General features: G+C 62.3%; 15 protein-coding genes and 1 tRNA gene. 4 read left to right on the top strand and 12 right to left on the bottom strand.

The window, feature by feature from the left end; genetic code table 11:
* Positions 1 to 7: 7 nt before the first annotated feature.
* The gene (locus QQL85_RS22890) at positions 8 to 853 is read left to right on the top strand and encodes an alpha/beta hydrolase (protein WP_284356795.1); all 846 of its coding nucleotides are present in this window, start codon (positions 8 to 10) and stop codon (positions 851 to 853) included.
* Positions 854 to 864: 11 nt separating this feature from the next.
* Here the strand turns inward: QQL85_RS22890 and QQL85_RS22885 are convergent, their stop codons facing one another.
* Positions 865 to 1,674 (bottom strand): helix-turn-helix domain-containing protein, encoded by an 810-nt coding sequence (locus QQL85_RS22885; RefSeq protein WP_284356796.1) that lies wholly within the window; start codon positions 1,672 to 1,674, stop codon positions 865 to 867.
* A gap of 178 nt (positions 1,675 to 1,852) precedes the next feature.
* Between QQL85_RS22885 and QQL85_RS22880 the strand changes: the two genes are divergently transcribed.
* Positions 1,853 to 3,295, top strand: coding sequence for an alanine/glycine:cation symporter family protein (locus tag QQL85_RS22880; protein WP_284356797.1), 1,443 nt, complete (start codon positions 1,853 to 1,855; stop codon positions 3,293 to 3,295).
* A 72-nt stretch (positions 3,296 to 3,367) separates the two neighbouring features.
* Positions 3,368 to 4,357: an asparaginase gene (locus QQL85_RS22875; RefSeq protein WP_434482165.1), complete on the top strand. Its 990-nt coding sequence runs from the start codon at positions 3,368 to 3,370 to the stop codon at positions 4,355 to 4,357.
* A 15-nt stretch (positions 4,358 to 4,372) separates the two neighbouring features.
* On the opposite strand, the gene QQL85_RS22870 is transcribed toward QQL85_RS22875, so the two are convergent.
* The 10 genes from QQL85_RS22870 to QQL85_RS22825 all read right to left on the bottom strand — a co-directional run bounded on the left by QQL85_RS22870 (position 4,373) and on the right by QQL85_RS22825 (position 16,321).
* Positions 4,373 to 4,468, bottom strand: a tRNA-Sec gene (locus QQL85_RS22870).
* Between the two features lie 6 nt (positions 4,469 to 4,474).
* Positions 4,475 to 6,397 (bottom strand): selenocysteine-specific translation elongation factor, encoded by a 1,923-nt coding sequence (gene selB, locus QQL85_RS22865; RefSeq protein ID WP_284356799.1) that lies wholly within the window; start codon positions 6,395 to 6,397, stop codon positions 4,475 to 4,477.
* On the bottom strand, positions 6,394 to 7,821 hold the full coding sequence (selA, locus tag QQL85_RS22860) for an L-seryl-tRNA(Sec) selenium transferase (protein ID WP_284356800.1): 1,428 nt from the start codon (positions 7,819 to 7,821) through the stop codon (positions 6,394 to 6,396). Before selA ends, selB begins: the two co-directional genes overlap by 4 nt.
* Before the next feature lie 130 nt (positions 7,822 to 7,951).
* Positions 7,952 to 8,872 carry a formate dehydrogenase accessory protein FdhE gene (gene fdhE / locus QQL85_RS22855; protein WP_284356801.1) on the bottom strand — a complete coding sequence of 307 codons (921 nt, stop codon included), beginning with the start codon at positions 8,870 to 8,872 and terminating at the stop codon, positions 7,952 to 7,954.
* Positions 8,873 to 8,876: 4 nt separating this feature from the next.
* The gene (locus QQL85_RS22850) at positions 8,877 to 9,533 is read right to left on the bottom strand and encodes a formate dehydrogenase subunit gamma (RefSeq protein ID WP_284356802.1); all 657 of its coding nucleotides are present in this window, start codon (positions 9,531 to 9,533) and stop codon (positions 8,877 to 8,879) included.
* Positions 9,530 to 10,480, bottom strand: coding sequence for a formate dehydrogenase subunit beta (fdxH, locus tag QQL85_RS22845; protein ID WP_284356803.1), 951 nt, complete (start codon positions 10,478 to 10,480; stop codon positions 9,530 to 9,532). The genes QQL85_RS22850 and fdxH overlap by 4 nt, the downstream gene beginning before the upstream one ends.
* The gene (gene fdnG, locus QQL85_RS22840) at positions 10,480 to 13,548 is read right to left on the bottom strand and encodes a formate dehydrogenase-N subunit alpha (protein WP_284356804.1); all 3,069 of its coding nucleotides are present in this window, start codon (positions 13,546 to 13,548) and stop codon (positions 10,480 to 10,482) included. The genes fdxH and fdnG overlap by 1 nt, the downstream gene beginning before the upstream one ends.
* Positions 13,549 to 13,695: 147 nt before the next feature.
* Positions 13,696 to 14,457 (bottom strand): SDR family NAD(P)-dependent oxidoreductase, encoded by a 762-nt coding sequence (locus QQL85_RS22835; protein WP_105948231.1) that lies wholly within the window; start codon positions 14,455 to 14,457, stop codon positions 13,696 to 13,698.
* A 21-nt stretch (positions 14,458 to 14,478) separates the two neighbouring features.
* Positions 14,479 to 15,264: a sulfite exporter TauE/SafE family protein gene (locus QQL85_RS22830; protein ID WP_284356805.1), complete on the bottom strand. Its 786-nt coding sequence runs from the start codon at positions 15,262 to 15,264 to the stop codon at positions 14,479 to 14,481.
* A gap of 31 nt (positions 15,265 to 15,295) precedes the next feature.
* Positions 15,296 to 16,321, bottom strand: coding sequence for a TauD/TfdA family dioxygenase (locus QQL85_RS22825; RefSeq protein WP_198750546.1), 1,026 nt, complete (start codon positions 16,319 to 16,321; stop codon positions 15,296 to 15,298).
* Positions 16,322 to 16,765: 444 nt separating this feature from the next.
* Between QQL85_RS22825 and QQL85_RS22820 the strand changes: the two genes are divergently transcribed.
* The gene (locus tag QQL85_RS22820; protein ID WP_284356806.1) at positions 16,766 to 18,160 is read left to right on the top strand and encodes a PLP-dependent aminotransferase family protein; all 1,395 of its coding nucleotides are present in this window, start codon (positions 16,766 to 16,768) and stop codon (positions 18,158 to 18,160) included.
* Positions 18,161 to 18,502: 342 nt separating this feature from the next.
* Here QQL85_RS22820 and QQL85_RS22815 read toward each other — a convergent pair whose 3' ends face one another.
* Positions 18,503 to 19,048, bottom strand: coding sequence for a single-stranded DNA-binding protein (locus QQL85_RS22815; RefSeq protein WP_025754600.1), 546 nt, complete (start codon positions 19,046 to 19,048; stop codon positions 18,503 to 18,505).
* Positions 19,049 to 19,056 lie beyond the last annotated feature (8 nt).

Raw genomic sequence — 19,056 nt, 5'->3', positions numbered from 1 at the left:
GGGCACCATGCACTCGCAAACGGGAGCTTCCCAGCGCCTGAAATGGCAGTATGACGAACCCGCCCCGGGCAAAGCGTTTTTCATCGAAGAAACATTTGGAAGCTATAAGCAACAGGCCCGTTTGCTGGTGCCCGACATCGAGCGCGCAGCGCCTGCATTTGTCGTGGGGGGCGCGCGCTCCGACTTTACCCGCCTCAATCCATTGCTCTATCGCCTCCAAGCTACAGGCATTGGTTCACTCACGGCTAATCTGTCAGGTCATAGTCTCGCCAGCGAGCCTGGTGCAGTATCGCCTTCACTGGCTACGAACCTTGATGAAGCACGGCGCTTTCACGCGCATATCGCACTTGGATGCCGAACGCTCGTAGGCCACAGTCTGGGCGCGGCAATAACACTGAAACTTGCAGCACAGTTGCCACACCTGAACAGCATCGTTCTGATCTGCCCGGCGGTCTACCCAGACCATGCTCACCAGCTACCGTTCGGCCCGGCATTCACAGCGGCCATCAGAAAACCCTATGGCTTTCTCGATTGCGACAGTTACGCCTTCCTTAAACAGTTCCAAGGCCGAGTTCTGATGGTGATTGGCGAGTATGACGGGCTTAACTCACAAAGATTCGGAAACCACTCAGGCACCAGCGCAGGCAACCAGTGGCTGGCTGGAGCAGAACGCTACAGCCCGATACCCGAAGAAGTAACCCAAGCGCTGATGCAATCAGTTTCAGCGGCGCGTTTGCAATGCCTGTTTCTTACAGACTGCGACCATGGCATCGCCGCCCACTTGCGCAGTCACCCAGCGATTGCAGATCAGGTTGCGAGCGCCGTGGCGGCATTCATCCTCAACGACGCTTGACGCGTTGACGCCTACTCGATTTCAAACAGCCCGTTTCTAAGCGGCCCCACACTCAAGCGCTCACGCACATCATCATCGATACGCGGATCATCAGGCCGGTACAGTTTCACCTGCCTATAAGCATTGATGCGATTGATCTCCTCGCCCAGGTACTCCCACACCACCCGGGTGCAAGCCGGGTTGCGCCGGTCGCCGCTGGAGACGCCGGCCTTCAGGCCATTAAGCCGGGTGATGCGGCTTTTGAAGCTGGGGATGAGAATGGTCTGGCTCATTTCGTTGAAGGTGAGCGACTCGTAGTCGATCAGGAACACTCGGTCCTGCAACTGGAACGCAGCCCCTAGGTAGCGGCAGCGTACCTCGGCATGCTGGTCGGTGGCGCTGGAGCGTTCCTGGCGTTCCTGGCGCTCGAACAGGAAGCGACCGCGCTCTTCCCACAGGTGCACGAGCGACACCAAGATCGTGCCCGGCACCGACATGCAGTTGGAGTACTCGAAGTAGTAACCGCAATAGCGCGACAGGTTGCCGGCGTGGTCGTGCAACGGACGGAACAGTTCGCTGATCGGGTCGCTGGGCTGCTCGGCCAGCGTCGACACCCGTGCGCCAATCAGCCGGGCGAACTGCTCGGCCGGCAAGTTCAGCTCGTAATCCTCCACTCCGAAGAAATCTCCGATGCGCTTGAGGTTGAAAGCCGTCGGACGGCTCTGCCCGCTCAGGTACTTGTTGAACTGCGCGCGGTTGATCGATAGCTGTCGGCAAACTTCGGAAATAGAGCGGTAGTGGCTGCAAGCCAGCTTGAGGTTGGTAGCGAAATGATCGCTCATGTGCGGAATCCAGGTGACGCGAATGACGCCATTGTAGCATCAAGTCGCATCAAGTCAGAGCAATCCGCGAAATTGTAACGACTCTTGTCATGGCCAACCATTCGCCCCAACGAATAGCGGTGCGCCTGCCGTCCGCTGGTCATTCCACACGAAGAATAAGAATCGAGGTCATTTTCCAATGCTCGAAGTACTCAACGATTTCCTTTCGGGGAAACTCCTCATCGTGCTGATCGTAGGGCTGGGTAGCTACTTCACTATCCGTTCGCGGTTCGTTCAGTTCCGCCACTTCGGCCACATGTTCGCCGTGTTCAAGGAATCGCTGCGTGGCCAGGCAGGCCAGCTGAGCTCTTTCCAGGCCCTGATGCTGAGCCTGGCTGGCCGCGTGGGCGCCGGTAACATCGCGGGTGTCGGTATTGCCGTGACCTTGGGTGGCCCGGGCGCTGTGTTCTGGATGTGGGTCACCGCGCTGGTGGGCATGTCCAGCAGCTTCTTCGAGTGCACCCTGGCACAGGTCTACAAGCGCGCCGATGGCGACGGCCTGTACCGTGGCGGCCCGGCCTACTACATCCAGCATGGCCTGAAGCGTAAAGGCATGGCCATCGTGTTCTCGATCCTGCTGCTGGTCACCTACGGCTTCGCCTTCATCGGCCTGCAGTCGTACACCGTGACCCACTCGCTGCAAAACGCCTTTGATTTCGCCCCGAGCCAAACCGGTATCGTCCTGGCCGTGCTGCTGGCCATCACCTTCATCGGTGGCATCAAGCGTATCGCTGCGGTGTCGGACCTGCTGGTACCGGTCAAGACCCTGGCCTACATCGGCGTGACCCTGTATGTGATCGGCACCCAGATCGAACATGTGCCGGCCATGCTGGAAACCATCTTCAAGAGCGCCTTCGGCCTCGACCCTGCGTTCGGTGGCCTGCTCGGCAGCGCCATCGTCATGGGCGTGAAACGTGGTGTGTTCGCCAACGAAGCGGGCCTGGGCAGTGCACCGAACGTCGCCGCCGTGGCCGCCGTGAAACACCCGGGCGCACAGGGCGTGGTCCAAGCCTTCAGCGTGTTCCTCGACACCTTCGTGATCTGCACCTGCACCGCGCTGCTGATCCTGCTGTCGGGCTTCTATACCCCAGGCTTCGAGGGTGACGGCATTGTCCTGACTCAGAACTCGCTGGCTGCCGTGGTCGGTGACTGGGGCCGCGTGTTCGTCAGCGTGGCGCTGTCGCTGTTCGTGTTCACCTGCATCCTCTACAACTACTACCTGGGCGAGAACAGCCTGCAGTTCCTCACCCGTAACCGCGTGGTACTGATGGTGTTCCGTGGCCTGGTGCTGGCACTGGTGGTTTGGGGCTCGATGCAAGACCTGTCGACCGTGTTCGCCTTCGCCGACATCACCATGACCTGCCTGGCCTTCGTCAACCTGGTGGCCCTGGCCCTGCTGTTCAAGGTCGGACTGCGTGTGATGCGCGACTACGATGACCAGCGCAAGGCTGGCATCCAGCAGCCAGTGTTCGATTCGACCAAGTTCGCCGACCTGGACCTGGACCGCAATGCCTGGCCTGCCAATCCGCAGGCGGAAACAGCCACTGACAAAACAGTCGGCCAAGCGCAACCTCAGCGCTGATACGCTGCCCTGCCCAGCCGCCCCTTCTGCGGGCGGCTTTTCTTTCTCCGCTCACCGCTACGGATGTTCTCCATGCGTGCCGTAAAGAATCTTCTCGTTCTCTATACCGGTGGCACCATCGGTATGCTCGAAACACCCGAAGGCCTGGCGCCAGCAGGTGGTTTTGAAGCGCGGATGCGCGAGCACTTCGCGCACATGGCCGATGCGCCCCAGCTGCAATGGACCCTGCAGGAACTGAACCCGCTGCTCGACAGCGCCAACATGCAACAGCACAACTGGCTGGCAATGCGCGATGCCATCGTCGAAGCGGTGGACGTGGCGGGCCATGACGGCGTGCTGGTGCTACACGGCACCGACAGCATGGCCTACAGCGCTGCAGCATTGTCGTTCTTGCTGCTTGGGCTGGCAGTACCGGTGCTGCTGACCGGCTCGATGCTGCCGGCTGGCGCCCCGGACAGCGATGCCTGGGCCAACCTGTGTGGCGCGCTTCGCCAGTTCGAACACGGCCTGGAGGATGGCGTGCGGTTGTACTTCCATGGCCAGTTGCTGCCTGGCTGCCGGGCGTCGAAGCTGCGCAGCGAGGCATTTGATGCCTTTGCAGCGCTGCCGCGCCATCGTGACGGTGAGCATGCCGCTGCGGTCCCTGCCGAGCTTGCCTACAGGCAACCGCGCCAACCGGTCAACCTGGCGGTAGTACCGGTGTTTCCGGGGTTGCAGGCCGGACACTTGCAGGCGCTGATCGACAGCGGTGTGCAAGGGTTGCTGCTGGAGTGTTACGGCAGCGGTACCGGACCATCGGATGACCAGGCACTGCTGGATGTGCTGAGCGCGGCGCGCCAGCGCGGCGTGATGCTGGCAGCTATCAGCCAGTGCCCGGAAGGCTCGGTGGTGTTCGACACCTATGCGGCGGGCAACCGCTTGCGTGGGGCAGGTTTGGTCAGTGGTGGCGGCATGACCCGTGAGGCAGCGCTGGGCAAGATGGTTGCGCTGTTGGGGGCAGGTTTGGATGTGGATGCAGCAGAGCAGTGGTTTGCTCTGGATCTGTGCGGCGAACGGGCCTGAACAGGCAAAAGAAAATGGCGGAAGGCAGCGGGAGTCGAACCTGCCCGGGAACGGCTGCCGTCCCCAACCGGGTTTGAAGCCCGGCCGCGCCACCGGGCGCGATTGCCTTCCTTGAACTCAGTGCCTGGCCTGCTGCTGGGCCAGGGCGCTGTCGGCGCGGATGTGACGCTGGTCGGCCACCCTCCGGGTCAGGCCGATGCGGTCGAAGTATTCCAGAATCTGCACACTGCGCTTGCGACCGATGCCCAACATATCGCGAAACGCGGCTACCTGCACTATCGGCGTCTCGCTGGCCTGCCCCATCAGCAACGCTGCCATGCGCTGTAATGTCACCTCAGGGTAGAACAGGTCACGCACCACCTGATGCACCAGGCCCAGCCGTGCCAGCTTGCGCAACAGCAGGCGCACATCGGCTTCGGCGCAGTTCTCTTCACTTGCCAGCGCCCTGACCCAGGGCGGATCGTATTGTCCCGACAGCAATTTGGGCTGCAAGCGCGCCCACAGCGCACTGTCGGCGTCGCTCAACTGCACCTTGTGATCAGGCAAGTGCAACCAGGGCCCACTGCTGGCGATGGCGCCGTCATCGAGCAGTTCATCCAGCAAGCTGACAAAGGCAGGCCGCTCCAGGGGCAAGGCCGCAAAGCGGCGCAGGCGGTCACGGTCTGGGCCAAGCTGGTCGGGTTCTTGCTCATGGAACCTTGCAAGCTGCTCCAGCACCTGCTGCTTGAGCGCCTGCCACTGGGCATTGGCGAACAGCAGTTGACCCTGCCGCGTGGCCACTACCCGCACGTCCTCCGGCAACGCCCAGGTAGTCCGCAGACGGTTGAACTGCCGTTCAAGCCGCTGGGGGTCGACACCCCCGGGAGCGCTGGCAAGCAGTGCCGGCAGCGCCTGCTCCAGGCCATCGGCATCCCGCAATACCTGCAACTGGCGCAAGCGCTCATCACTGCGCCGTTGCCGGCTTGGCGCAAAGGGGTCTAGCACCTTGCCACCGCCCAGGGTGCGCTGGGCACGCTGATCACGCAGGACCAGGCGATCGCCGTGCACCGCCTGCAACGGTGCATTGAGCAGCAACTGGGCAAACATGCGCTGGCCTGCCGCCAGGCTCTCGCCTTCAAGCAAGGCGACCCGGGCCGTTACATCCTGAGTACCGAGGTGAACGTGCACGGCACTGAAGTGTTCGAAAGTACGCGTCTCACCCGGCAACAGGTGCAACTCGATATCCACCCGCACGCTGGGTGCGTGCAACCATTCGGGCACCAGCCAGTCGCCACGGTGCACCTGCTCAACAGCCAGGCGCTCGGCAGCGATGTTCAGCGCCACCCGCTGGCCCGCCTCAGCCACCAGCGCGGCCTGGTTCTGCGCATGCAGGCCTCGCACCCGCACCGGTTTGCCAGCCTTGCCCAGCAGCAAGGTGTCGCCGGCACTCACCCGCCCGGCCAACGCGGTGCCAGTGACCACCACGCCCGCCCCGGTAACGGCAAAAGCGCGGTCAACCGCCAGGCGGAAGCCAACGCGCACACTGTGTTGTCGCACATGTGCTTCGGCCTCCAGCAAGGCTTGGCGCAACGCTTCGATACCGTCCCCGGTGATACTCGACAACGGAAATTGCTGCGCCCTGGCGTAGGGTCCCGGCGCCAGCAAGGCACTGACTTGCGCGTGCACCTCGGCCAGACGCGCCGCCTCGACCCGGTCGGCTTTGCTGATTGCAACCAGCGCCTGGGGAATGCCGAGCAGCTCGATGATCGCCAGGTGTTCGCGGGTCTGGGGCATGACCCCGTCGTCGGCGGCTACCACCAGCAACACCAGGTCGATGCCGTGGGCACCGGCCAGCATGTTATGGATAAAACGCTCGTGGCCCGGCACATCGATGAAACCCGTCAGCGGCGCGCCATCGGCCAGTGCCGCATAGCGATAACCCAGATCGATGGTCATACCACGGACGCGCTCTTCCTGCCGTTGGTCGCCGGCCTGGCCCGTGAGCGCCTGCAGCAGTGCGGTCTTGCCATGGTCGATGTGGCCGGCGGTACCGACAATCACTGAACCGCCCCCAATTGCAGGACGGGTAGCTGCGCCAGCCACTGGGCTTCGTCATCCAGTTGGCGCAGGTCCAGCCACAGGGCGTCGTCATCGATACGGCCGAGCACCGGCACCGGCAGGTCACGCAGTGCCCGCTCCAGCACATGCAGGCTGCGCCCGCGCAATTTCTTCGAGACTTGCGGGCGCAGGCACAGGGCGGCACTGGGCAGTCGCGCCACGGGTTGGCTGCCACTGCCGATCATGCCCAGTGCAGGCTCTACGCTGACGGCCCATTGTTCACCAAGACGCGCCTTGAGTTCGGGTACCAGGCGCTCGGCCTGTGCCTGGATGTCGTCTTGGCTGCGGGTCAGCAGACGCAGGCTGGGCAGGCGTTCGGCCAGGCGGTCGGGGTTGCGGTATAGCGCCAGCACTGCTTCAAGTGCGGCGAGGGTGATCTTGTCGACCCGCAGGGCGCGTTTGAGCGGGTTTTTCTTGATTCTGGCGATCAAGTCCTTGCGGCCGACGATGATCCCGGCTTGGGGCCCGCCCAGCAGTTTGTCGCCGCTGAAGGTGACGATATCGGCACCCTCGGCCAAGGCCTGACGCACTGTCGGTTCGGCGGGCAAGCCCCAACGGGTAAGGTCGAGCAGGCTACCACTGCCCAGGTCTTCGAGCAGTGGCAGTTCATGTTGGTGGGCAATGCGCGCCAGCTCGGCAGTGGGCACCTGGGTGGTGAAGCCTTGAATGCTGTAGTTGCTGCAATGCACACGCATCAGCAGGCCTGTGCGCGGGCCGATGGCAGCCTCGTAATCGCGGGCGTGGGTGCGGTTGGTGGTGCCGATTTCGTGCAGTTTTACGCCGGCACGGGCCATGATGTCGGGAATACGGAAGGCGCCACCGATCTCGATCAGCTCGCCACGCGAGATGATGCCCTCCTTGCGTGCGCCCAGGCTGTTGAGCGCCAGCAGCACGGCAGCGGCGTTGTTGTTGACCACGGTAACGGCTTCGGCGCCGGTCAGTTCGCGGATCAGGCCCTCGATCAGGTCATCACGGTCACCGCGCTTGCCGGTGGCAAGGTCAAACTCCAGGTTGAGCGGGTAACGGGCGGCGGTCTGCATGGCCTCTATGGCTTCTTCCGGCAGCAAGGCGCGGCCGAGGTTAGTGTGCAACACGGTGCCGGTGAGGTTGAACACACGGCGTACCTGACTGCGTTGCTGCGCGGCCAGACGCTCGCCGGAGCGCCCCAGCAGCACTTCGGTGGCCAGTTCGGCGGCGCTGAGCTGGCCGTTGCGGGCGGGATCGCGCAGGTCGTCGAGCAGTTGACGCAGGGTGGCCAGGACTGCTTCACGGCCATGACGGTCGATCAGCGGGAGACAGGCCGGGTGGCGCAGGAGGGTGTCGATGGAGGGCAGGCGCGGGGTGTCGCTGGCTAGGCTTGAAGACATGCGGTACTACCTTGGGTTATCCGGTGTCTGTACTGGCCTCTTCGCGGGCAAGCCCGCTCCCACAGGTACTGTGGGAGCGGGCTTGCCCGCGAAGAAGGCGACTCGGTATCTCAGTGTAGACACTCAGCCACTACCCGGGCGCGAGCATCAGGTTGGGCGCCAGGCGATGGAAGCCCTCTTCGTCCAGGCGCATATCCAGCGCCAGACTGGCCAGGTCGTCGGCCAGCGGCTCGGCGGCCGCATCGTTCTCCAGGTAGTTCTGCTTTAAATAGCTTTCGCACCCAGGGCAACACTCGGCACGCAGCGGCGCCTTGCCCGGCGCATGGCGGTCATCCTCAAGGCTGGTGTAACGCAAATCCTTGCTCGACTCGCAATACACGCACTTGACCCGCACCACATGCCATTCACAGGCACACAACGAACAGACCAGATAGCGCAGGCCATTATGCTTGCCACGGTTGCGCACCACCCCGGCCATCGCTGGCGAACCACAGGCCGGGCACTGGGCCAGGCTGCCAGCAGGTTTGAGCTCGGGCGCCGGCAACGCCAGCAGCCAACTGGACCAGGCCGCCTGCAACGCAGCGCCAAGGAACGGCACCAGTGCCGCAGGCACCGCATCGTACTGGCCTGCCAGCAACGCGATACCCCAGCCCTTGCGCTGGTTGTCATCACTGCCATGCAGCACCTGCAAGGCCTCACCCAGCGGACCACGGGTTTCGCCGCTGAAGTGTTCGAGCAGGGCCTGCAACCAGACCAACCAAGGCCCCTCACGCACCAGGCTGTCCGCCGCCAACGGCGGCAAACCGTGACTTATGCACAAGCGCTGACGCGCCTCAGCCACCGGCATGGCGCCGGGCGGGTTATCCACAAGCTGCTGCTGGACACGGCACAACCGCGCAACCAGCCTCAGATAGTCGCCGAGGGCGTTGACCTCGGCCAATTTTTCCAGTCGCGCCGCGCGCAGTTCGAACAGGTCGGCAGGAGGCAGGTGCAGAAACGGCGGCGTCACTGCCGACGCTTCGATCTGCCCGGGTTCGAGTATCGTGCTCAAGCGCTTATCCTTCTTTTCGTCCGTGACTGCCCGGCGTCTTGTCGCCGGTCACTTCGCGGTACCACAACGCGTGGTGCTTGCGTGCCCAGGCACGACTGACCCAGCCATGCAGCATGGCGCCGATCGAGCCCTTGATCCAGATGCCGGCGTAGATGTGCACGATGATGCTGAGGATCAGCACGAACGCCGCCAGCGCGTGTAGCAACGCAGACAAGCGAATGACATCAATGCCGAACCAGTAGCTGAAATACGCACGCCAGATCACCACGCCACTGATCAACAGCACCAGCATGCACGCCAGCAGGGTCCAGAACAGCAGCTTCTGCCCAGCGTTGTACTTGCCGATCGGCGGCACGCCTTCTTCCTCGTTGCGCATCACACGGTCCACGCGGCGCAGCCACAGGCGGTCGTTGGCGGTGATGAAGTTGGCGCGCCAGAAGCGCAACACCAGCCCGAGGAAGAACACGAACATCGCCACCCCGATAAAGGGGTGCAGGATGCGCGTCCATGGCCCGCCGCCAAACAGGTGGCTGAGCCAGAACAGCGCCGGATGAAACAGCGCCAGCCCCGACAGCCCCGCCAGGATGAACAAGATTGCCACAACCCAGTGGTTGGTCCGCTCATTGGCGTTGTAGCGCAGGATGGGTTTGTTGTCGTTCATGGCCGCTGCTCCCCTTGCCCACCTGGCTTGGTCGGATCGAAGACATGGACCGCAGGATCCACCTGGTGCACGCTGTCATCCGGCGGCGCGGGGTGTTCGTCCTCCTCGACCCGCTGTGGGCCAACCCGCACATAATGGAAGAACCCGGCCAGCACGGCCGCGCCCATGGCCAGCAGCGCCAGCGGCTTGGTGAAGCCCTTCCACAAGCCCACCAGCGGGCTGATCACCGGCTGGTCCGGCAGGCCGGCGTACAGCTTCGGCGTGTCGGCATGGTGCAGCACATACATCACATGGGTGCCGCCGACGCCATCCGGGTCGTACAACCCGGCCTTGTCGTAGCCCCGCGACTTCAGGTCGACGATGCGCTCGGCGGCATGGACTTTCATCTCGTCCTTGCTACCGAACACGATCGCCCCGGTCGGGCAGGTTTTCACGCAGGCCGGCTCCAGGCCCACGGACACGCGGTCGGAACACAAGGTGCATTTGTACGCCTTGTGGTCCTTCTGCGAGATGCGCGGGATATTGAACGGGCAGCCGGTGATGCAATAACCGCAACCGATGCAGTGGTCCTGGTTGAAGTCGACGATACCGTTGGCGTGCTTGATGATCGCCCCCGGGCTCGGGCAAGCCTTCAGGCAACCTGGGTCGGCGCAATGCATGCAGCCATCCTTGCGGATCAGCCACTCCAGGTTACCGTCGTCGCGCTCGTGCTCGGTGAAACGCATCAGGGTCCAGGTCTCGGCGGTGAGGTCCTGGGGGTTGTCGTAGGTGCCGTGGTTGTGGCCGACCTCGTCACGCAGTTCGTTCCACTCCGAACACGCCACCTGGCAGGCCTTGCAACCGATGCACTTGGTGGTGTCGATCAGCTTGGCGACTTCCTGCTGCTGGCGTACCGAAGGCGGTACGGTGGTGGTGGCCGAGCGGGCGATGATGTCTTGGCTGGCCATCAGAGTTTCTCCACTTTGACGAGGAACGACTTGGACTCTGGCGTCTGGGTGTTGCCGTCACCGAGGAATGGCACCAGGGTGTTGGTCAGGTAGCCATGCCGGGTAGCGCCGGTGAAGCCCCAGTGCAACGGGATGCCAATCTGGTGCACGGTCTGGTTGTTGACCTGCAGCGGGCGAATCCGCTTGGTCACCACCGCCACCGCATCGATATGCCCACGCTTGCTCGACACGCGCACCCGGTCGCCAGCCTTGATACCTTTTTCATTGGCCAGCACCTCGCCGATCTCGACGAACTGCTCGGGCTGGGCGATGGCGTTCAAGCGGCAATGCTTGCTCCAGAAGTGGAAGTGCTCGGTCAGCCGGTATGTGGTCGCCGCATAAGGGAACTCATCGTGCGTGCCGAGGGTGTCCCACACCGAGTCGAAGATGCGCCCGGCCGGGTTGCTGACTACCTTCTTGTTCTGCGGGTGCAGCGGGTTGATACCGATCGGCGTTTCGAACGGCTCATAGTGCTCGGGGAACGGGCCCTCGGCCATTTTGTCGATGGCGAAGAAACGCGCCACACCCTCGGGGTTCATGATGAACGGGTTCATCCCTGCCTCAGGTGGCGAGTCGGCTTTGAAATCCGGCACATCGGTACCGGTCCAGACCTTGCCGTTCCACCACACCAGGCGCTTTTTCTCCGGGTCCCACGGCTTGCCTTGCGGGTCGCTGGAGGCACGGTTGTAGAGGATGCGGCGGTTGGCCGGCCAGGCCCAGGCCCAGTTCTGCACCTGGTGCATGCCAAACGGGTCGCTGTTGTCGCGGCGGGCCATCTGGTTGCCCTGCTCGGTCCAGCTGCCAGCGAAGATCCAGCAGCCAGATGCCGTGCTGCCATCGTCCTTCATCTGGGCAAAGCCTGACAGCTGCTGTCCGGCCTTGAGTGTGGTACCGGTAGCGTCGGTAAGGTCGGTGACCGCCCAACCGTTCATTTCCTTGGCCAGTTCCTCCGGGGATGGCTCGTCAGGAATCTTGTACGGCCAGCTGATGTTCATCATCGCGTCAGGGTAGGCGCCGCCCTCGGCCTGGTAGCGTTGGCGCAGACGCAGAAACAGCTCGCTCATGATCTGCACGTCGGTACGGGTTTCACCCGGGCCATCGGCCCCCTTCCAGTGCCACTGCAACCAGCGGCTGCTGTTAACCAGCGAGCCGTCTTCCTCGGCGAAGCAGGTGGTGGGCAGGCGGATCACTTCGGTCTGGATGTTGGCCGTATCGACATCGTTGAACGGCCCGGCGTTGCGCCAGAACTCCGAGGTTTCGGTGGCCAACGGGTCCATGATCACCAACCACTTGAGTTTGCCCAACGCTGCGGTGACGCGGTTCTTGTCCGGCAGCGCGGCGATCGGGTTGAAGCCCTGGCACACATAGCCGTTGACCTTACCCTGGCCCATCATCTCGAACATGCGCAGCACGTCGTAGGCCGGCACATCCAGCTTGGGCAGCCAGTCATAACCCCAGTTGTTTTCCGCCGTGGCGTTGGCGCCGTACCAGGCCTTCATCAGGCTGACGTGGAACTTGCCGTAGTTCTGCCAATACGACAGCTGCCCCGGGCGCAAGGGTTTGGAGGCGCGCTTGTCGATGTAGGCGGCATAGTCCTGCTCAGCATCACCCGCCAGGGTCAGGTAGCCCGGCAGCGAGTTGGACAGCAGGCCAAGGTCGGTCAGGCCCTGGATATTGGAATGCCCGCGCAAGGCATTGACCCCACCACCCGGCATGCCGACGTTGCCCAGCAGCAACTGGACCATGGCCGCACTGCGGATGATCTGCGCGCCGATCGAGTGTTGCGTCCAGCCGAGTGCATAGAGAATCGTCATGGTCTTGCCCGGTGCCGAGCAGGTGGCGATCTCTTCCCAGACTTTCATCATGGCGTCCTGAGGCATGCCACAGGTCATGCTCGCCAGTTCCGGCGTGTAGCGGCTGTAATGCTGCTTCATCAGCTGGAACACGCAGCGCGGGTGCTGCAGGGTCGGATCGACCTTCGCATAACCGTCCTCACCCAGCTCGTAACCCCAGCCGGATTTATCGGCATACACACGCTTGGCCTCGTCGTAGCCGCTGAACAGCCCGTCCTCGAAACCATAGGTCTCTTTGACGATGAACGACACATCGGTGTAGTTGCGCACGTACTCGTGCTGGATCTTGTCGTTGCTCAGCAGGTAGTTGATCAGACCGCCCATGAAGGCGATATCGGTACCGGTACGGATCGGCGCGTAGTAGTCCGCCACCGAAGCGGTACGGGTAAAACGCGGGTCGACCACGATCAGCCGCGCCTTGTTGTGCGCCTTGGCCTCGGTCACCCATTTGAAGCCGCACGGATGCGCTTCTGCTGCGTTGCCACCCATCACCAGGACCAGATTCGCGTTGGCGATATCGGACCAGTGGTTGGTCATGGCGCCACGGCCGTACGTCGGGGCAAGACTTGCCACCGTCGGGCCATGTCAGACACGTGCCTGGTTATCGAACCCCAGCATGCCTGTAGCGCGGACGACCTTGTGGGTCAGGTAGCCTGCCTCGCTGGAGGCGGCGGAGGCAGCAAGAAAACCGGTGGTGAGCCAGCGGTTTACGGTTTGCCCCTGGGCGTTCTTCTCGATGAAATTGGCGTCTCGGTCCTGTTTCATCAGGTCGGCGACGCGGTCAAGCGCCTCGTCCCAGCTGACCCGCGTCCATTCGTTGCTACCCGGCTTGCGTACCTCGGGGTACTGCAAGCGGCTCGGGCTGTGGATAAAGTCCAGCAGGCCGGCGCCTTTAGGACAGAGGGTGCCACGGTTGACCGGATGGTCGGCGTCACCTTCGATGTGGATGATGTTCTGTTTGACGTTTTTACCCGCGTCGCCCTGGCTGTACAGGATCAGGCCACAGCCGACCGAGCAGTAAGGGCAGGTGTTGCGGGTTTCTTTGGTATGCGCCAGCTTGAAGTGACGCACCTGCTCGGCGAAGGCCGGCGTCGGGGCCATGCCCAACGCCGCCAGGCTCGAGCCTCCAAGGCCGACGGCGGCGACCTTGAAGAATTGCCGACGGTTCAGGTCCATCGTGCACTCCTGATCAGGTGGTGGACGCGCGGAACATGGCCGGCGCCTCTTGGTAGTCACGGTGGCGGCCAATACATGGCCGCCAATGGTTAAGACTAGTCAAGAATCGGGAACGTGCGATGACCTGAGTCAGTGGTAAGGCCCGGGTCAGGCACGCGGCAGGTTGCGCACCACATTCAGCGCCGCACTGCTCTGCGCCACCGGCATGATCTCGACGGTATTGATGTTCACATGCGCCGGCTGATCGGCAATCCAGGCTACCGTAGCCGCGATATCCTCCGGCAGGATGGCCTCGACATCCCGATACAACGCCTGCACCGCGTCCAGGTCGCCATTCAGACGTACCACCGAGAAGTCAGTGCCCGAGCACAGCCCCGGCTCGATGTTGCTCACGCGTACTCGGGTGCCCGCGAGGTCGGCACGCAAGTTGAGGCTGAACTGGCGGACGAAGGCCTTGCTGGCGCCATAAACATTGCCGCCCGGGTAGGGGTAAGTGCCGGCGATTGAGCCAATGTTGATGATCATCCCGCTGTCGGCTTCCACCATTTGCGGCAGAATCTTGTGGGTAACCATGGCCAGGCCGGTAATGTTGGTGTCGATCATCCTCTGCCAGTTTTCGGCGCTGCTGGCCTGGGCTCGGTCCACGCCCAACGCCAGCCCGGCGTTGTTGACCAGCAGGTCGATCTGCAGCGATGCATCACGAATCTGCTCGACCGCCGTCTCCAGCGACACCGGGTCGGTGACATCCAGCGCCAGCGGAATGAAATTGACGCCCAATTCGGCCTCCAGCGCTTTCAGTTTGTCCATGCGCCGGGCGCCACCGATCACGCGGTAGCCTTTGCCGATCAGCGTGCAGCAGATGGCACGGCCAAAACCCGAGGAGGCGCCAGTTACGAATGCGGTTTTCATCAGTTTTCTCCTATCAGTAGGTCAGGCCAGGTACTTCACGCCCAGGCTGGTGAACAGGCAAAGCATCGAGAACACCAACACCTTGCGCACCACATCGTTGCCTTTGCGCAGGGCCAGGGCACTGCCCAGGTGGTTACCAAGAATGTTGCAGGCCACCAGTGGCAAAGCCAGCAGGTAGACGACTTTGCCGGCGATGACGAAGGCGACCAAGGCGCCGATGTTGGAAGCGAAGTTGAAGGTTTTGGAGTTGGCCGAACTTGAGACCAGGTCCATGCGCAGCAGGTAATGGAAGGCGATGATGAACATGCTGCCGGTCCCGGGGCCGAAGAAGCCGTCATAGAAGCCGATGGCCAGGCAGGTCAACGGCACCACGGTGTACAACATGCGCGAAGACAGCTCGCGCTCCTCTACCTGGCGGTCCTTGGGGGTGAGGAAGATGAGAATGCCGAACGGGATCAGCGCCAGGATGATCTTGCCTACAGTCTCTTGCGAGATCGACACGATCAGGTGCGCCCCCAGGTAGGCGCCCAACAGTGAGAACGGCACCCCGACCAACGCCACCTGCCAGACCATCTTGCTGTTGGCCAGGAAGTTGCGAATGGCCGCCAGCGTGCCAAGGGTGCTGACCAGTTTTTCCTGGCCCAGTGCCACCTGCGGTGGCATGCCAACCAGCAAAAAACCCGGTACCAGAAACAAACCGCCACCACCGGCAATACTGTCGACGAAGCCTGCAACGAAGGCGATCGCGCCGAGCATGAGGATTGCCAGCAACCAGTGTTCCGCCCAGAAGGCGCCTAACAGTTCCATAAGTATGCGTCCGTTGAATCAGTGAAATGGATCAGGAGAGAACTTCGTAGAGGTGGTCGGCCCGGGCAAAATGCACCCGGTTGAGGTCGTTGACCGCAAACAGGCGCAACAGCCAGCGGTCGGCGCCATCGTTCTGCGGCTCGAAGCCGTCGCGGGCGTGCAACACGCGCTGGTTCTTGAACACCATGAAGTCGCCCGGCAGCAGCAGGTGCGGTTCATCGAAGCGGCGGGTCTCCAGCACGCCACGCAGGCAGCCCAAGGCCTGTTCGGCACGCAGGTTGAGGCCGTGGGTGTTCTCGCTGTCGAACCGGCACAACCATTCACCAGCGTGACCACGCGCCAGCACTGGCAGCTCTGCAGTGCAACGGCGGTTGCCGGTGAATGAGTCCGGGCGGCGGATTTCGAACTGCGGCAGACACAGCTCGCGCACGGTCGACGCCGGCAGTGCTTCGACCACTGCATCAAGGTTGACCAGCGTGGTGCTGATGCGCGGGTCACAGCGCATGCCGAAGAACGACAGGTATTCCGGGCAGCAGGACGTTACGCCCAGAGGTTCGCAAGACAGCGGCAGGTCCGGGTTATCCACATGGTAGGAAAAGCGCAGTCGCGAACCATGAGAACTCTTGTGGCTGGAAGAACTGCGCGACGGGATGACATGGCGGAACAACCGGCCATCGTTCTCCCCTTCGTAAACCACCGGGTTGATCCCCATCAGGCTTTGCATGGTCAGGCTCACGAGGCATGCAATGGGTGTGCTGCGTGGGCTGAGCACGCCTGTGTAGGGTGTGGGTGGGATGTCCCGGTCCCGGGGGCAGTTGCGCACGATCATGCTGGTCAACTGCGGATCTTCGACAAACCCACGAATTTGCCGGCACAGCGCCTTGCCCAGCACTTCCTGCGCCTGGTCCTTGAGCTGTGGGTAAAGCTCTTTGCTCGCCTCAAAATCGAGCGGGGTATTGTTCAGCAGGGTTTGCCAGGCACTGGAAGTAACCCAGGGCAGGCGAATCTCCAGAGAGGTTTGAGGCTCGGCCCCTTGTTGCAGGTGTGCGCTTTCCATTTCGAGTGCTATTCCATTGAGCTGGCTTGAGGCCGTTCGGTGTCGTGCTAAGCCGGGCAGGGGCGGCAGACGTTGTATTTTTTGAAGCCGTTCACAGCTGTGCGATGGTGGCGACGAGAGCCGCTGAGGCAATTGCGCATTGCATCGACTCAATCATTGTAATTAGAAAAATAACGTCGATTCAATTCATTTTCCAAAGCATCAGCGCCTTGAATTGAATCGATTAAATCAACTCATTGATTTCAAAAGATTTCTAGATTGATCGATGTACAGGCAATCGGACACAGGCAAAGAGCATGTCCTCTCCCAGCGGGTATCCGTTCACTGACTAGGGTAGGCGCAAGCGACTCAATCAAGGCAATTTACATGTAAGAAAACACAATTACGTCCATCAGACCTTTCGTGCTAGGCTTCCGCGTTCTCGCAAATTCTGGTGCCATTTCTATGTGGGTTCCTCACTACAGCGACCTGGCGCAGCCGGTCTACCTGATGATCGCCGACGCCTTGGAGCAGGACATTGGCAGTGGCCGACTGGTGGCTGGCGAACGCTTGCCAACCCTCAAGGACCTGGCCGAGTCCCTGAACGTCACCCCTGGCACCATCGGCCGCGCCTATGACGAAGCCGCCAAGCGCGGCCTGGTCGTGGGTGAGGTCGGCAGAGGTACCTTTGTACTGCAACAACGGCCGGCGCCTAATGCGGCCCCTGCCGCCCGGTCTAACCCCGCGAATTCCGGGCGTGAGAGCGGCCAGATCGACCTGTCGATCATCAAACCCAACGACGCTCATATGAGCGACTGGCTGCGAGGAGCCATAAACGAGCTGGCCGCTTCGCCCGATCTGGGGCAGGTGCTCGACTATGTCACCGAGGGCGGCCATGCGACGCACAAACAGGCAGGTGCGGCCTGGATCCAGCGCTGGCTGCCCGAAGCGCGCTGGCAGCAAGTGGTACTGACTTCCGGGGCCCAGCATGGCCTGCTGGTAGCCATCAGCAGCCTGTCGAAGAGCGATGATGTGGTGCTGTGCGAGTCGTTCTGCTACCCAGGCATCATCTCCCTGGCCCACAGCATGGGCCGCCGCCTGCGCGGCGTGGCCATGGACGAGCACGGCATTATTCCTGATGCATTGCGCGCGGCCTGCCTGGAGCACCGCCCTTCCCTGCTGGTGTGCGTCACCACGCACCAGAACCCGACCAACTCGATCATGCCCCATGCACGGCGCCAGGCCATCGCCGAGATCGCCCGCGAGTTTGACCTGTTCATCATCGATGACGACATCTACGGCTTTCTTGAGTCCGCCCCGGATTACAAGCCACTGGCTGCGTATGCACCTGAACGCTCGGTGTACCTCACCAGCCTGTCCAAGAGCGTGCTGCCGGCGCTGCGCATCGGCTACCTGTACGCCCCGCCGCAAACCCTGTCGCGGCTATCGTCGATGGTACGCAGCAGCGTGTGGATGCCTTCACCACTGATGGCGCAACTGGCCAGCAACTTGATCAACAGCGGCATGGCCGACCAGTTGGTGCAGGTACAACAGGACGAAGCGGCCGCGCGCCAGCACATGGCTCGCGAAATTCTTGGCAAATACAAGATCCGCAGCCAGCCCAACAGCTTCCATATCTGGCTGGAGTTGCCAGAGCCGTGGACCAGCGACGAGTTCGCCAACCTGGCGCGTAACAACGGCGTTACGGTGGTCAGCGGCAGCCAGTTCCTGCCAGAACGCAGCCACGCCACCTGCGGCGTGCGCATCGCGCTGATGAGCCCCAGCCGCCAGGAACTGGGCTTTGCCCTGACCAAGTTGGCAAGCCTGCTGGATTCGCCGGAGCCGCGGTTGTTCTACTAAGCAAGTGGGCTACGGCACTGCCCTTGTGACCACCACATTATCTATGTAGGAGCAGCCTTGTGCTGCGAACAGGCCAGTGGGCCTGGCAATGATCTTCGGCTGCAATGGCCCTTTTGCAGCGCAAGGCTGCTCCTACTGATTCTGCGCACCTTGAAGGCCATGCCGGCGGGGTGGGAGCAAGCGAGGGAAATGTTTTTCGACCCTGTGGCCCAACTGCCCGTCAGTTGATTGCCATATTGAAATCATCGCCTCCCAGATACTATTTCTCAATTTCCGCGGGCAAAAAAAACCCGGAGCGACTGCTCCGGGTTGTTGGTATGGCGCGATGCCTTAACGTTCGAATCAGAACGGAATATCGTCATCAAAGCTGTCAAAGTCAGCTGCCGGCTGTGGCGCTGGCTGCTGCGGCGCCGGGCGCTGAGGGGCCTGCTGCGGGCGTTGGGCCTGCTGGCGCGGCGGGGCCTGGTTGTACTGTTGCTGCTGGCCACCTTGGTTGTAGTTGCCGCCACCCTGGTTGTACGGGTCACCGCCCTGCTGGCCCTGCGGACGGCCGCCCAGCAGCTGCATGGTGCCGTTGATGTCGACGATGATCTCGGTGGTGTAGCGCTTGATACCGTCTTTTTCCCACTCGCGGGTCTGCAGCTTGCCTTCGATGTAGCACTGCGAACCTTTACGCAGGTACTCGCCGGCGATTTCGGCAACCTTGCCGAACAGCGACACACGGTGCCACTCGGTACGCTCGACCTTCTGGCCCGACTGCTTGTCGGTCCACTGCTCGCTGGTGGCCAGGCTCAGGTTGGTCACGGCATTACCGTTGGGCAGGTAGCGGACTTCGGGATCCTGGCCACAGGTGCCGACCAGAATGACTTTGTTAACCCCACGGGCCATAACGTTCT

The organism is Pseudomonas putida, from assembly GCF_030159595.1.
Lineage (GTDB): Bacteria > Pseudomonadota > Gammaproteobacteria > Pseudomonadales > Pseudomonadaceae > Aquipseudomonas > Aquipseudomonas putida_AC.
Note: the sequence above shows the minus strand (reverse complement) of the source record. Positions and strands in the feature narration are given on the sequence as shown.